Below are 13,654 nucleotides of genomic sequence, written 5' to 3'. Positions count from 1 at the left end.
GTGAGAAGCGCTCCGGCGAGAATCTGGGTACATGATGACGACGACGCCCGCTCCCCGTTCCGACTCCGATAGGTCCGGCGACGACCGGCCCACCCGTGAACAGGCCCTCAAGGCCGCCGAGCAGGCCTGGATGGAGCACGAGCAGGAGCTCGGCCGCGAGGCGCTCCGCTCCCTCAAGCCGTGGAAGGGCAAGGCCCAGCGGCAGGACAAGGTCCTGTTGACGGTGGCGCTCCTGCTCCCCGCGCTGCTCCTCCTCACCCTGCCGCTGCGCCCGTTGTTCATCGCCGACCACCCGCTGGCGCTGGCCCTGATCACCGGAAGCCACGCGGCCGTGGGCGCCGCCTCGGCCTTCATCGGCGTCGGGCAGGGCGGCGCCCTGTGGGTGGTGATCCTGGCGGGTGTCATCGGCAAGATCAAGATCGATTGGATCTTCTGGTGGCTGGGCCGACGTTGGGGGCGCGGCATCGTCAACTTCCTGATCCAGGGGGAGCGCGGGCGCCGTTTCGCCGACCGTCTGGAGACCATGAACCCCTGGGTCATGCGGGCCCTCGTACCGTTGAGCTACCTGCCGGGCGTCCCCGCGGGCATCACCCACGTGATCGCCGGAGCCAACGGGATGCGCCTGCACGTCTACATGCTGCTGAACGCGCTCGGCGCGGCCTTCGTCACCTCCATCGTCGCCCTCGTCGGCCACTCCTCCGGTCAGACCGGCGTGGACGTCGTGCTGCTGATCGACAAGTACGCGCTGTGGATCATGCTCGCGCTCATCTTCGGCATGGCGCTGTACCCGACGTTCACCGCGAGCCGCGATCAGAAGGCCCGTAAGACGGCCGCGCTGGAGAAGGCCGCCACCGAGTACGACGCCGAGACCGCCCGTCTGGAGGCCGAGGGCCGCTCCACGGAGTCCACCATCGCTCCGACCGCCCCCACCGGCGAAGAGAACCCTCGGTGACCCGTCCGCGACCACGGGTAGCCCACAGGTGGGGCGTACGCGGATAGGCTGGCAGACGGCAATCCGTCACCTTGGGCAACGCCGGCTGCACCTGGTGCGTCACCAACACTCTCAAGGAGATCCCGTCATGGGACAGCAACACTTCGACCTGGTGGTCCTCGGAGCCGGACCCGGCGGCTACGTCGCGGCCATCCGAGGCGCCCAGCTCGGCCTCAAGACCGCGGTCATCGAGGAGAAGTACTGGGGCGGTGTCTGCCTCAACGTCGGCTGCATCCCGTCCAAGGCGCTCCTGCGCAACGCCGAGCTCGCGCACCTGTTCCACAACGACGCCGACACGTTCGGCATCAAGGTGGAGGGCAAGGTCGAGTTCGACTACGGCAAGGCGTTCAGCCGTAGTCGCGAGGTCGCGGACGGCCGGGTCAAGGGCGTTCACTTCCTGATGAAGAAGAACAAGATCGCCGAGCTCGAAGGGCGCGGCACCTTCCTCGACGACCGCACCATCGAGGTACGGGGCGCGGACGGGGAGACCACGACGGTCACCTTCGACAACGCCATCATCGCGGCCGGCTCCTCCACCAAGCTCATCCCGGGCACCTCGCTGTCCGAGCGGGTCGTCACCTACGAGGAGCAGATCCTCGAGGAGAAGCTGCCCGAGAGCATCATCATCGCGGGCGCGGGCGCCATCGGCGTCGAGTTCGCCTACGTGATGAGCAACTACGGGGTCGACGTCACCATCGTGGAGTTCCTCGACCGCGTGGTGCCCATGGAGGACGAGGAGATCTCCAAGGAGATCGCCCGCGCCTACAAGAAGCTCGGCGTGAAGGTCATGACCTCCACCCGGGTGGAGAAGGTCGAGGACACCGGCTCGGGGGTCGAGGTCTCCGTCACCGGCACCGACGGCGCGCAGCAGGTCCTGAAGGCCGACAAGCTCCTCCAGGCGATCGGGTTCTCCCCCAACGTCGAGGGCTACGGCCTGGAGCGGACCGGTGTGGAGCTCACCGAACGCGGCGCCATCGCCATCGACTCCCGGGGCCGCACCAACGTCCCGCACATCTTCGCGATCGGCGACGTCACCGCCAAGCTCATGCTGGCGCACACCGCCGAGGCCATGGGCATCGTCGCCTCCGAGACCATCGGCGGCGCCGAGACCCAGGAGATCGACTACCGGTTCATCCCGAGGGCGACCTACTGCCAGCCGCAGATCGCCTCCTTCGGCTACACCGAGAACGAGGCCAAGGAGGCGGGCTACGACGTGCAGGTCGCCAAGTTCCCCTTCGTGGCCAACGGCAAGGCGCACGGCCTGGGCGACAGCCGCGGTTTCGTCAAGATCGTCTCGGACGGCAGGTACGGCGAGTTCCTCGGCGCCCACATGGTGGGGCCGGACGTCACCGAGCTGCTGCCCGAGCTGACCCTGGCCCAGCAGTGGGACCTGACCGTGCACGAGGTGGCGCGCAACATCCACGCCCACCCGACGCTCAGCGAAGCGGTCAAGGAGGCCGTGCACGGCCTGGCCGGTCACATGATCAACTTCTGATCCGACGTCGTTCGTCGAGGCCGGTCCCGGGTCGTCCCGGGGCCGGCCCCTTCGTATCGGGCGGGCGATCCTCGGGGCCTCCGGGGGCGGAGAGGTCCGGGCTCCCCGAGGACGCGGGACTTGCTAAGTTTCCCTGTGTCCCCCGCCGTCTCCCCTCACACGAGCACGGCGCACCCCGAACCGAAAGCCACCCATGCGCCTCATCCCGTCCACACCCCTGTCGTGCCTGGGCACGGCCGTCGCCGCGGTCGTCATCGGCGGTGTCGTACTCGTCGGCTGCGACGTGGTCGACCTCGACCTGGACCTGAGTCTGTCCAGTGGGGACGGCGCGGACGCCCCGGACGAGGAGGCGAGCGCCTCCCCGAGCCCCGAAGCGGAGGACGAGGAGGAGCAGGACGCCTCGTCCTACGGGCTCCCCGAGTCCTGTGAGGCGGCCTCCGCCGCCCAGATCGTCGGAGACCTGGCCCCCGGCCCGGTCCTCAGCGAGGAGAGCGGGCCCATCGACGGGTTCGAGGACGCCGAGCAGCTCTCCTGCACCTTCAGCGAGGGCGGCACCGAGCCGGGCACCCCCTCCTTCACCATCGTCTTCACCTCCGGCGCGGACCCGAGCGCCTCCCCGGACCTGGTCCAGGTGCCCGGAGCCGAGGCCGAGATGAACTGGGAGGTGGACGTCGACGTGGACGTCGACACCTACCACACGGAGGAGTCCGACGACCTCGGCGGCGACCTGGAGTACGTGGGCACCGTGGACGGTTCCAGCCGCCACCTGTACCTGGAACTGCCGGGCGACTTCTACGTCACCGCCATCGCCTACTTCGACGACGTCGAGCGGGGCGACCTGGAGCGTGTCGTCTTCCAGGCGGCCGGGCAGATCCGTAACTGACGAAGGGGGCCGGAGTGGACCGGGAGGGGCCCGTACGCGGGGTCGGCGGACTGAGTCGGGCCGAGCTGGAGGCCGGGCGCGACCTCCTGCTGCCCGACGTCCTCTCGGAAGGGCTCCCGGTGGTGTTCTGCGGGCTCAACCCCGGGCTGACCAGCGCGGTCCGGGGGCACCACTTCGCCTCACCCGGTAACCGGTTCTGGCCGGCCCTGGCGCGCTCGGGGTTCACCCCGGGCCGTTACTCCCCCGACCGGGACGGCACTCTTCCGGAGCTGGGGATGGGCTTCACCAACCTCGTGGCCCGGGCCACCCGGGGTGCGGACGAGCTGGAGCCCGAGGAGTTCGTCCGCGGTGCCGAGGAGCTGCGCCGCAAGGTCCTCGAACTGCGTCCGGGGTGGCTGGCCTTCCTGGGGATCACCGGGTACAGGGCGGGGTTCGGGGACCGGCGCGCGAAGGTCGGTCCTCAGGAGACCACGATCGGCGGGACCCGGCTGTGGGTGCTGCCCAACCCGAGCGGACGCAACGCGCACTGGACGCCCGAGGGGCTGGCGGAGGAGTTCGGCCGGCTGCGTGCCGCGGCGGGCCTGCCCGACCGATCCCTCCCCACAGGACGTTCCTAGCCGACCGCCGGGGCGCCCCACAACCCCGTGTCCAGGGCCCGTAGACAGCGCGCGACACGCGCCGCGGGCCCTTCCCCGCCCCGCTCCGGAGCGTCCGAGGCGGCCCAGTCCTCGATCGACAGCCGTACCGCGTCGGTGACGGCCGCCGCGGCCAGTCTCAGCACGATGTCGTCCTCCTCCCGCCCGGTCAGCCGGGCGAGCACGGGCACCAGGAGCACCTCCGATTCCCGGTTGACCCGGTGCCAGACCGCGCGCAGGGAGACGTCGTCCCGCGCCGCGCGGACCAGCCCTCGCGCCCTCTCCAGTTCCTCCGTCTCCTCGGCGCTCTCGGGGGTGAGCTCCGCGAGGATCGAGCGTTCCACCGCCTCGGCCGGGTTCCCCCCTGGCTCGAAGGAGACCAACCGTTCACGCCACCGATCGGCCCCGGTGACCAGCAGAGGGGCGACCGCCTCCTGTTTCGTGCGGAAGTAGCGGTAGAAGGTGCGCGGAGAGACCCCGGAGGCGCGGGCGATGTCCTCCGCCGTGGTGCCGTCGACACCTTGTTCGGTGAACAGCTCCGCGGCCGTACGGGCGATCTCCAGCTGGGTCATGGCCTTGCGTCGCTCGGTGAGCGAGGGCCGGCCCCGTTCTCGTGGGTTCTCGGTGTTCATCACCGCCATGGTAGGCCCACCACTGCCAGGGTGACCTTTCATGCATTTGTGGCACATTGTGCCATCAAGGCATATTATGCAGTCGTCGCACGTGCGGCCGGACAGAGGGCCCGACCGCCGGAAGAGTGGAGGAAGCCATGAACCGCTTCGAAGGACGACGCGCCCTGGTCACCGGCGCCGGCTCGGGTATCGGCCAGGCCACGGTGCTGCGCCTGCTCGACGAGGGCGGCACCGTCGTCGCCGCCGACGTGAGCGAGACCGGACTGAAGGACACGCTCGCCCGCGCCGGCACCGCCGTCGACCGGCTGACCACCCTCGTCATGGACATCGCCGACGAGGACTCCGTCCGCTCCGGGGTGCGCTCCGCCGTCGACACGCTCGGCGGAATGGACGCTCTGGTCAACGCGGCCGGCGTCCTGCGCTCGTCGCACACCGAGGAGACCTCGCTCGAGGACTTCGAACGGATCCTGCGGATCAACCTGGTCGGCACCTTCCTGGTGATCCGCGAGTCCCTACCGGCGCTGCGCGGCGGCCGAGGCCCCGCCGTGGTCAACTTCAGCTCCACCTCCGCCGCCTTCGCCCACCCGTACATGGCGGCCTACGCCGCCAGCAAGGGCGGGATCCAGTCCATGACGCACGCCCTGGCGAGCGAGTACGCCGGGGACGGGATCCGCTTCAACTCCGTCCAGCCCGGCTCCGTCTCCAGCGGCATGACCGACGGCAGCGGGGCCAGCGGACTGAGCCGGGGCCCCGGACTGCCCGAGGACGCCGACATGCGCCTGTTCGCGAAGCTCTCCCCCGCCCTCGGCGACGGCGGTTTCGCCGGGGCCGACCGAGTGGCCTCGATCGTGGCCATGCTCGCCTCCGACGACGCCGCCTTCGTGACCGGGACCGAACTGCGCGTCGACGGCGGCACCCACTTCTGACCGCCCCGGATACACGAGAAGGGGGGCCGTCGACACGATGTCGACGGCCCCCCCTTTCTCCGTGTGTTCCTAGTACTCGACCGGGATCTCCTCGAACTCGCCGAACGGTCCGGCGCGCAGCGTCAGCTCCTCGACGTCCACCGGGGGCGCCGGGAAGACGGCGACCAGCTCGTGGGTGTTGCCGGGCTGGATCGTGTGCACCTCCTCGGCGAAGCTGCTGTAGCGGTTCTCGCCGAAGTCCATCTGGGCCACGTAACGGACCAGGCCGCTCTCCGGCTCGAACAGCTGGAAGCCGCCCAGGGTGCCCTTGTTGAACTGCTCGGGACCGCCCGCCACCGTCTCGCTGCCGCCCAGCTCGGGGGCGAGCGGCTCATCGGTGGTGTTGGTCATCGCCACGGTGCCGATGACGTAGGCGCCGTCCCGACGGAGCGGGTAGATCTCCAGCCGGATGCCGTCCTTCTCGCCGTCGGCGACCACGGAACCCGGGTCGTCGCTGTAAGGAGCGGGCCAGGTGACGTTGCGCTGGGCCACGCCCAGACCGTCGTCGTCGTACTCCTCGTCCTCGGTGGCCTCGACCGTCGGGTTGAAGACGTAGGAGAACTCCACCCGACGGTTACGGGCGCGGGCCTCCTCGTCGTCGGGGCCGCCCTCGCGGGCGATGGGCTCGCGCTTGCCGCGCCCCTCGACCTCCAGCTTGTAGTCGGTGCCGAGCTCCTCCGCGAGCAGGTCGCGCACGCTCTCGGCGCGCTCCACCGACAGGTTGTCGTTGTAGGAGTCGTTTCCGATGCCGTCGGTGTGACCGACCACGGTGATCGTGGGGTCGTCGGGGTCGACGTTGCGGGCCAGCGTGGTGGCGGCGCGCCGGACCACGTCCGCGGCGTCGGCGGTCAGATCCGAGCGGTCGAACTCGAACATCACGTCGGAGTGCAGGGAGATGATCTCCCGATCCCCGTCACGGGTGGTCGAGGCGATCTCGGAGTCGACGAAGCTCTGCACCCAACCCTCGTCGGCGACCGCGTCCTCGTCGGGCCGACGGTTGGCGAAGGTGAGGTTCTCGCCTCGCGGGGGCGGGTCGTCGAGCGTGAGGTGCTTCGGCCCGTTGGGGTCCTCCGGATCCTCGCGCTCGTTCTCCACGTCCTGGACCGGGATGCCGGTCATGGCGCCCAGACCGCTGCCGACGAAGGTCACCTGGGACACCTCGTCGGGCAGGCGGGGGAAGTAGCGGGTGTACTCGTTGGTGACCCCATCGTGCACGGGGTACAGGCCGTCCTCGTTGGGGCTCTCCGAGCCGTACTTGAGGCCCTCGTCGTCGAGGAACTGCCGGTACACGCGGCCGGTCAGGGGGTCGACCAGCGTGTGCGCCATGCTCAGGTTCCGGTTGGGTCCGGAGAAGTCGTCCGGGTAGGAGACCTCGTAGTGCATGACCGTGTAGTCGTCGGTGCGCTCCAGGCCGGTGATGGCGAAACGCATCTCGGCGTCCTGGCCGGTGTCCTGGAAGATGCGTCCCTCACGAACGTAGGGGAACTCCTCCTTGACCTCGGGCGGGCCGGACGCTTCTCCGAAGGTCTCGGACCACCAGTCGGACACGACGGTGCAGCCGCTGAGCAGGAGGCTGCCCGAGACCATGAGCGCGACCACGGTGAGGGGCGTCTTGCGCGCCATGTGGGGGAACTCCGATCATTGAGAGGACGTACCGGAAACATCCTCTTGTACTCGCGGGGTCGAACCGACCATAGTGCCCTGTCACGGGCTTCGGGCACCGGCCTGGCCAGCGACGACCCCTATGGGAGATTCTTCGCCGATACCGCCCGGAAACGGTACCCGTCGTCCCTCTCCGCCCCGTGAAGGGGGGCGCGTCGAAGCCCCGTCCTCCCACGTCGGGCACGTAACGTCATGGGTCGACGACGGAAGGACGTGCGACGGTGAGGGGCCTCGGATGCGTCGGACCACCCTGGCGGGCTGCGGTGTCGTGATCGCCCTCGCTCTGACCGCGTGCTCCGGTGGGACCGAGGCGCCGGACGAGCTCGGGGAGGCCTCGAAGGGCCCCGTCGAGTCCACCGCCTTCGGACCGGACTGCGCCGACCTCCCGAGCGAGGGCCCCGGCAGTCTCGCCTCGATGGCCGAACAGCCCTTCCTCACCGCCGTCGCCGAGAACCCGGGACTGAGCCGCCTCGCCTCCGCCCTGGAACGGAGCGGGTTGGAGCGGGAGTTGGCCGAGATCGACGACATGACGGTGTTCGCACCCGTCGACGACGCCTTCGACATCTACCCCGAGGAACAGGTACGGGAGCTCTTCGACGACGCCGACCTGCTGGCCTACCTGATCGGCCACCACGTGACCCTGGGCGAGTACGGCAGCCGCGATCTGGTCGAGGGTTCCCTCCCGACCTTCGGCGGAGACCGGATCAGCACCGCGGAGAAGGACGGGGAGTACACGATCGAGGGCTACTCCCCGGTGGTCTGCGCGGACGTCCGCACCACCGACGCCACCGTGCACATGGTGGGGATGCTCCTCATCCCCACCTGACCCGACGTAACACGGTCTCGGAACGGCGCCCGCCGAGCACGCTCGAAGAATTCTCGAAAAAGATCGTCCCTTCACCCATCCGGTCCGTGTCCGGCACCGAACCCCCCATGTGACCAACGAGACGAGCGGGGGGCGGGCCCCGCGACACGAAGGGCGACGACGGACCGCCGTCGGGGCGGGCGTCGGCCTGCTCGTCGTCGGAGCCTCGCTCGGCTTCGGCGAACTGGCCGCGGGGCTCTTCCGTGTGACGTCCCCGGTGGTCACGGTCGGCGACGCGCTCGTCGACAACAGCCCCCCTCTCCTCATGGAGTGGGCGATCTCGCTCTTCGGAACCGCCGACAAGGCGGTACTGATCGCCGGAATCCTGTCCGTCCTCGTCCTGGTCGGGGCGGTCCTGGGCATCATGGCGTCGATCCGTCCCGCGGTCGGATACGTGGGGCTGGGGCTGTTCACGGCGGCCGGCCTGGCCGCCGTCGCCCTCCGCCGCTCCGACGACCCCGGGGCGGCCGCGGCCGTCGTCGCCGGAGCGGTGGCGGGGGCCGCGGCGCTCACGCTCCTGCTGCGAGCCGAGCGCCGCCGCTTCGGACCAGAGGGAGGAAGGGAGACCGGGACACCGGCGGACACGGGGGGCGACCCGCTTCCCGCACCCGCTCCGGAGGAGTACCGAGGGCCCGGGAGACGCGGTCTCGTCATCACGGCCGCGGGGGTCCTGGCCGTCTCCGGTTCCGCCGGTGTCCTCGGGCGCCTGTCGGCCTTGGCGGGGGCCGATGCCGCCTCCCGTCCCGGGGCGGCCCTGCCGATCCCGGCCCGACCGTTGTCCGACCTACCTCCCGGCACCGACCTCGGCGTCCCGGGGCTGACCCCCTTCACCACCCCCGAACGGGACTTCTACCGGATCGACACCGCGCTCACCATCCCCAGGGTGGACTCCTCCCGATGGAGACTGCGCGTGCACGGCATGGTCGACCGCCCCTTCGAGATCGACATGGACGAACTCATGACGCGCGACGTGATCGAGGCGGACATCACGTTGGCATGTGTGTCCAACCAGGTCGGCGGGGACCTCATCGGCAACACCCGCTGGCTCGGTTTCCCCCTGGCCGACCTTCTACGCGAGGCCGGTGTCCGTTCAGACGCCGACCAGATCCTCAGTACCTCCACCGACGGCTGGACCTGTGGCACTCCCACGGAAGCGGTCATGGACGGTCGCGACGCCCTTCTCGCCGTGGGCATGGGTGGCGCGCCGCTCCCCCACGTCCACGGATATCCCGCCCGGATGGTGATGCCCGGCCTGTACGGATTCGTCGGCGCGACCAAATGGGTCACCGACATCAAGCTCACCCGCTTCGCCGACGAACGGTCCTACTGGGCACGGCGCGGCTGGGGCGTACAGGCCCCGATCAAGACCATGTCCCGCGTCGACGTACCGGCCCCGCTGGGCCGGGTCGAGGCCGGAGACGTCGTCCTGGCCGGGGTCGCCTGGGCCCAGCACCGCGGGATCGACGCGGTGGAGGTCCGAGTGGACGACGGCGACTGGTGGGAGGCCGAACTCGCCGAGGTGCCCGGCATCGACACCTGGGTCCAATGGATCGCCGAGACCACGGTCGGCCCAGGGGTCCATTCGGTCGAGGTCAGGGCCACCGACTCCACCGGCTACACCCAGACCGCCGAGCGTGTCGACCCGATCCCCGACGGGGCGACGGGCCGACACCGCATCCGCTTCACCGCCGACTGAACCCGACGTCGGCCTCACGAACCCGAGAACACGAACACCCACCGAGGAGAGAACGATGATCAGCAAGAACACGCTCACCGTCGCCGCCGCTGCCGCCGCGATCGCCTTCGGCCTGACCGCCTGCGGGGGGATGGACGGCTCCGCCACCGAGGAGGACACCGAGGCGGGCGGCACCGAGGAGACCACCGGCGGAGGCATGGACGAAGGAACGCAGGTCGCGGGTGAGAACTTCGGACCGGGCTGCGCCGCCGTGCCCGAGGACGGCGACGGGAGCTTCGAGGGTATGGCCCAGGACCCGGTCGCCACCGCCGCGTCGAACAACCCGCTCCTGTCCACCCTCGTCACCGCCGTGGGAGAGGCCGATCTGGTCGACACCCTCAACACGGCCGAGGACATCACCGTCTTCGCTCCCACCGACGACGCCTTCGCCAAGATCCCCGAGGAGGACCTGAACGCCCTGCTGGACGACAAGGAGCGGCTCACCGAGGTGCTGACCTACCACGTGGTGGAGGGCGAGCAGGCCCCCGAGGCGCTTGAGGACGGCACGTTCACCTCCCTCCAGGGCGAGAACGTCACCACCGAGGGCGCGGGCGAGGAGTTCACGGTCGACGGAGACTCGAAGGTGGTCTGCGGCAACGTCCAGACCTCCAACGCGACCGTCTACATCGTCGACACGGTGCTGATGCCCTCCTGATAGGAGGATGGACCGAACCGGCCCCGGACGGTCCACGCGATGACGCGTGGACCGTCCGGCCCTCCGACCGATCACGACCACGGGCCGGGGCCGAACGTCGCTCCCGTATCCCGCCCGAACCAAGAGCCTCATCCCCGAGACGAGAAGGATCCGGATGGACAGGGCAGTGACCGCGCCGCAGGACGCGGCCCATCCCGCCCCGCTCGGGCTGGAGGAGTTGCTGCGCCTCGTGGCGCGCGGCGACGAACAGGCCTTCGGTCGGGTCTACGATCTGATCTCCCCTTCCGTGTACGGCGTGGTGCGCCGGATCCTGCGCGACCCGGCCCAGTCGGAAGAGGTCGTCCAGGAGGTCCTGGTCGAGGTCTGGCGCACCGCCTGCCGTTACGACGAACGGCGTGGCGGTCCGCGTGCCTGGGTGATGACCCTCGCCCATCGCAGGGCGGTGGATCGCGTGCGATCGGAACAGGCCGGTAGGGACCGTGAGGCCCGCGCCGCGGCCACCGACACGAAACGCCCCTACGACGAGGTGGCCGAGGAGGCCACGGGGCGGCTCGAACGGGAACGCGTGCGCCGATGTCTGGAGACCCTGACCGAACTCCAGGAGCAGTCGGTACGTCTGGCCTTCTACGGCGGATACTCCTACCGTGAGGTGGCCGGCCTGCTCTCCGCTCCCTTGGGGACCGTCAAGACGCGCATGCGCGACGGGCTCATCCGGCTGAGGGACTGTCTGGGGGTGGAATGGTGAGAAGGACGCTGAACCAGGACCCGCACACCTTGACGGGTGCCTACGCGTTGAACGCCCTCACTCCGAGTGAGAGCCTGCGCTTCGAGGACCATCTGGCCCACTGCGAGTCCTGTTTTCAGGAGGTGCGCGGCTTCTTCGAGACCTCGGCGCTGTTGGCGTCGGCCACCGCTCGGACCCCGCCCCCCGGGCTGAGGGAGCGGGTACTGGCGGAGGTGGCCGAGACCCGACAGCTGGCCCCCGCCCCCGAACGCCTCCCCGAACCGCGACGACGTGGTCGTTCCCTGTTCCCGACGCTCGCCCTGGCCGCCTGCCTGCTCCTGATCCTCGTCCTGGGCGCGGTCGTCATCGACCAGAGCCGTCAGGTGGACGAACTCCGGGCCGAGGAGCAGCGGATCGCCGCCGTACTCGCCTCTCCGGACTCGATCTCCACCAGGGCCGAACCCATGGAGGGGGTGAGCGTCACCGTCGTGAGTTCCGAGATCCAGGGCGCCCTGGTGTTCAGCGCACACGGCCTGGAGGCCCTCGATGAGGAGGACTACCAGCTCTGGCTGACCAGGGCCGATGGCGGCGTCGTCTCTGCGGGGGTGCTCTCCGTCGACGCCTCCGGATTCGTGTCGCCGGTGCTGGCGGCTCCGAGTGAGGAGGATGAGGGCATCGCGGTCACGATCGAGCCCGAGGGCGGTTCGGAACACCCCACCTCGGATCCGGTGATGGCGATGCCGGTCACCGACTGACCTCTCGAGCCCTCCCCGAACCCGCGGCCCCCGTCCTCCCCGGTGGGGGCCGCGTCCCGCACGTGAGTGTCAGGCGACGACGAGTTCCTCCGGCGGGGGCAGTGAGCGCATGGTGGGGCCGAGGGTGAACAGGGCCGCCAACGCCGACACCGAGGCCATCACCAGGAACACCGGCACCGGGCCCGCGTGGTCGAACACCACCCCGATCCCGACGATGCCGATCGGCTGGGACAGCAGGGACATGAACGTCACCGCCCCCAGAGCCCGCCCCTGGTAGCCGTCCGGGACGGCGGCCGCGACATAGCCGAAGAAGACCGCGTTGACACCGGGCACCAACGCGAACACCACCGCCACGATGAGGCCGAGGGGGAGCGTTCCCGGGACGGCGACGAGCGCGAGCGCGCAGACCGGCGCCGACCAGGCGGTGATCAGGAAGATCCGGGTGGGGCTCAGCCGCCGCACCACCGGGCCGGCGAGCAGGGAGCCGACCAGCCCGCCCATCCCGGCCAGCGACACGGTCAGACCGACCACCAGGTGGGAGGCGCCGCGCTCGTCCGCGGTGGCGATGAGAGCGAGGAAGACCCCCGCCTGAGCGAAGGCGATGTTGAATCCGACGATCCATCCGATCATCGGGCGGAGTACGGGGTGCCGGGCGAGCAGGACGAAGCCGCTCACCGTCTCGCGCGGGCTCCACGGTTCCCGTTCGGGTTCCCTGGACGCCTGCATGGGTCTGCGGATACGGAGCAGGAGCGCGGCCGACAGCAGGTAGCAGACGGCCTCGGTGACGAACGGGAAGGCCCGCCCCAGGCCGAAGAGAGAACCGGCGATGGGCGCTCCGAGCGCCGTGGTGCTGAAGAAACGGATCTGGTTCTGTGCCGAGGCGTCGGCCATCTGGGAGGCGGGCACGAGCTGTTTGATCGCGGCCACCGCCACGGGGTTGGAGACGCCCATCAGAGCGGAGGAGGCGGCCGCGACTCCGATGACCAGAGGCACCCCGACGTCGTCGCCGCCGAGGAGGAGTCCCGCGAAGGAGACCAGCAGTACGAGGCGTCCCAGGTCGCAGAAGAGAAGGATGGCGCGACGGTCGGCCCGGTCCGCGAGGGCCCCGCCGACCACCGCCGTGATCATGGTGGTGGCCACCTGGACGGCGCCGATCACCCCGGCCTGAGAGGCCGATCCGGCCAGGAGGAGGACGAGGAGCGGGTAGGCGACCTCACCGCTCTCCTTGCCCAGCCCCGCGAGGAAGCGGCTGGTCCACAGGGCCTGGAAGTCCTGGTTCCTGATGAGCGGGGTGGTCGCGCCCTCCCCGTCCTCCGGCTGTCCTGGGGACAGGTACGGCTGTGGCCGGTCCGTGGTCATGGCGTGCGGCTTCCCGTGATGTGGCCGTCGGGTACCGGAGAGGGGCTCGGACCCACTGATCGGTCTGCTCCACCCACATCGCCGGTGCCTCGAACGCTGTGGGACCGTCAGGGGCGGAGAACGGGGGCCACGGAGGAGGGGTCGGAGGGCGGGGTGTTCATGTCGTCATTATGCGCACATTGTGGACACTTGCCAGGTTCTCGGACTGTATGACTGACTTTTCCGGGCGAATGGCCACTATCGGCCGCTCAGGCGCACGGAACGACTCCGCGCGCACACGTACCGTCCCCGTCCACCC

At 70.0% G+C, this 13,654-nt stretch carries 13 protein-coding genes; 10 read left to right on the top strand and 3 right to left on the bottom strand.

From position 1 onward, the window contains the following. Positions 1-31: 31 nt before the first annotated feature. The 4 genes from U9J66_RS22605 (at position 32) to U9J66_RS22590 (ending at position 3,986) form a co-directional block, all read left to right on the top strand. The gene (locus U9J66_RS22605; RefSeq protein WP_161110873.1) at positions 32-952 is read left to right on the top strand and encodes a DedA family protein; all 921 of its coding nucleotides are present in this window, start codon (positions 32-34) and stop codon (positions 950-952) included. Between the two features lie 127 nt (positions 953-1,079). Beyond that, complete coding sequence (gene lpdA, locus U9J66_RS22600; RefSeq protein ID WP_326338647.1) at positions 1,080-2,486, top strand: dihydrolipoyl dehydrogenase; 1,407 nt, start codon at positions 1,080-1,082, stop codon at positions 2,484-2,486. A 193-nt stretch (positions 2,487-2,679) separates the two neighbouring features. Then, positions 2,680-3,369: a hypothetical protein gene (locus U9J66_RS22595; RefSeq protein ID WP_014911397.1), complete on the top strand. Its 690-nt coding sequence runs from the start codon at positions 2,680-2,682 to the stop codon at positions 3,367-3,369. Between the two features lie 14 nt (positions 3,370-3,383). Then, the gene (locus tag U9J66_RS22590; protein ID WP_017532990.1) at positions 3,384-3,986 is read left to right on the top strand and encodes a mismatch-specific DNA-glycosylase; all 603 of its coding nucleotides are present in this window, start codon (positions 3,384-3,386) and stop codon (positions 3,984-3,986) included. Here U9J66_RS22590 and U9J66_RS22585 read toward each other — a convergent pair. Then, complete coding sequence (locus U9J66_RS22585) at positions 3,983-4,636, bottom strand: TetR/AcrR family transcriptional regulator (protein ID WP_326338645.1); 654 nt, start codon at positions 4,634-4,636, stop codon at positions 3,983-3,985. The two genes, U9J66_RS22590 and U9J66_RS22585, sit on opposite strands and share 4 nt — an antisense overlap. A 137-nt stretch (positions 4,637-4,773) precedes the next feature. Here U9J66_RS22585 and U9J66_RS22580 point away from each other — a divergent pair, with 137 nt between their 5' ends. Next, positions 4,774-5,562, top strand: a complete 789-nt coding sequence (locus tag U9J66_RS22580) for an SDR family NAD(P)-dependent oxidoreductase (protein WP_326338643.1) — start codon at positions 4,774-4,776, stop codon at positions 5,560-5,562. Between the two features lie 69 nt (positions 5,563-5,631). Here the strand turns inward: U9J66_RS22580 and U9J66_RS22575 are convergent, their stop codons facing one another. Further along, positions 5,632-7,224 (bottom strand): OmpA family protein, encoded by a 1,593-nt coding sequence (locus tag U9J66_RS22575; RefSeq protein WP_017532987.1) that lies wholly within the window; start codon positions 7,222-7,224, stop codon positions 5,632-5,634. A 274-nt stretch (positions 7,225-7,498) separates the two neighbouring features. On the opposite strand from U9J66_RS22575, the gene U9J66_RS22570 reads away from it, so the two are divergent. The 5 genes from U9J66_RS22570 to U9J66_RS22550 all read left to right on the top strand — a co-directional run bounded on the left by U9J66_RS22570 (position 7,499) and on the right by U9J66_RS22550 (position 11,997). Then, entirely contained in the window at positions 7,499-8,089 is a 591-nt protein-coding gene (locus U9J66_RS22570; RefSeq protein ID WP_042285836.1) for a fasciclin domain-containing protein, read from the top strand. 109 nt (positions 8,090-8,198) lie between these two features. Further along, positions 8,199-9,824 (top strand): molybdopterin-dependent oxidoreductase, encoded by a 1,626-nt coding sequence (locus U9J66_RS22565; RefSeq protein ID WP_326338641.1) that lies wholly within the window; start codon positions 8,199-8,201, stop codon positions 9,822-9,824. A 55-nt stretch (positions 9,825-9,879) separates the two neighbouring features. Continuing rightward, a complete protein-coding gene (locus tag U9J66_RS22560; protein WP_326338639.1) occupies positions 9,880-10,518 on the top strand; it encodes a fasciclin domain-containing protein in 639 nt (212 codons plus the stop codon). Positions 10,519-10,672: 154 nt separating this feature from the next. Continuing rightward, positions 10,673-11,263 carry an ECF RNA polymerase sigma factor SigK gene (gene sigK, locus U9J66_RS22555; RefSeq protein ID WP_084570331.1) on the top strand — a complete coding sequence of 197 codons (591 nt, stop codon included), beginning with the start codon at positions 10,673-10,675 and terminating at the stop codon, positions 11,261-11,263. Then, a complete protein-coding gene (locus U9J66_RS22550) occupies positions 11,257-11,997 on the top strand; it encodes an anti-sigma factor (protein ID WP_326338636.1) in 741 nt (246 codons plus the stop codon). Before sigK ends, U9J66_RS22550 begins: the two co-directional genes overlap by 7 nt. Positions 11,998-12,066: 69 nt before the next feature. On the opposite strand, the gene U9J66_RS22545 is transcribed toward U9J66_RS22550, so the two are convergent. Then, on the bottom strand, positions 12,067-13,356 hold the full coding sequence (locus U9J66_RS22545; protein WP_017532985.1) for an MFS transporter: 1,290 nt from the start codon (positions 13,354-13,356) through the stop codon (positions 12,067-12,069). Positions 13,357-13,654 lie beyond the last annotated feature (298 nt).

The organism is Nocardiopsis sp. LDBS1602 (assembly GCF_035818715.1).
GTDB classification, from domain to species: domain Bacteria; phylum Actinomycetota; class Actinomycetes; order Streptosporangiales; family Streptosporangiaceae; genus Nocardiopsis; species Nocardiopsis alba.
The sequence above is the reverse complement of the archived record's forward strand: the minus strand, read 5'-3'. Positions and strand labels throughout refer to the sequence as shown.

Bases quoted from the DNA above. Each gene is read 5' to 3' on its own strand.
- U9J66_RS22605 (WP_161110873.1), top strand. From the start codon at position 32: ATGATGACGACGACGCCCGCTCCCCGTTCCGACTCCGATAGGTCCGGC.
- lpdA (WP_326338647.1), top strand. From the start codon at position 1,080: ATGGGACAGCAACACTTCGACCTGGTGGTCCTCGGAGCCGGACCCGGC.
- U9J66_RS22595 (WP_014911397.1), top strand. From the start codon at position 2,680: ATGCGCCTCATCCCGTCCACACCCCTGTCGTGCCTGGGCACGGCCGTC.
- U9J66_RS22585 (WP_326338645.1), bottom strand. From the start codon at position 4,636: ATGAACACCGAGAACCCACGAGAACGGGGCCGGCCCTCGCTCACCGAG.
- U9J66_RS22580 (WP_326338643.1), top strand. From the start codon at position 4,774: ATGAACCGCTTCGAAGGACGACGCGCCCTGGTCACCGGCGCCGGCTCG.
- U9J66_RS22575 (WP_017532987.1), bottom strand. From the start codon at position 7,224: ATGGCGCGCAAGACGCCCCTCACCGTGGTCGCGCTCATGGTCTCGGGC.
- U9J66_RS22570 (WP_042285836.1), top strand. From the start codon at position 7,499: ATGCGTCGGACCACCCTGGCGGGCTGCGGTGTCGTGATCGCCCTCGCT.
- U9J66_RS22560 (WP_326338639.1), top strand. From the start codon at position 9,880: ATGATCAGCAAGAACACGCTCACCGTCGCCGCCGCTGCCGCCGCGATC.
- sigK (WP_084570331.1), top strand. From the start codon at position 10,673: ATGGACAGGGCAGTGACCGCGCCGCAGGACGCGGCCCATCCCGCCCCG.
- U9J66_RS22550 (WP_326338636.1), top strand. From the start codon at position 11,257: ATGGTGAGAAGGACGCTGAACCAGGACCCGCACACCTTGACGGGTGCC.
- U9J66_RS22545 (WP_017532985.1), bottom strand. From the start codon at position 13,356: ATGACCACGGACCGGCCACAGCCGTACCTGTCCCCAGGACAGCCGGAG.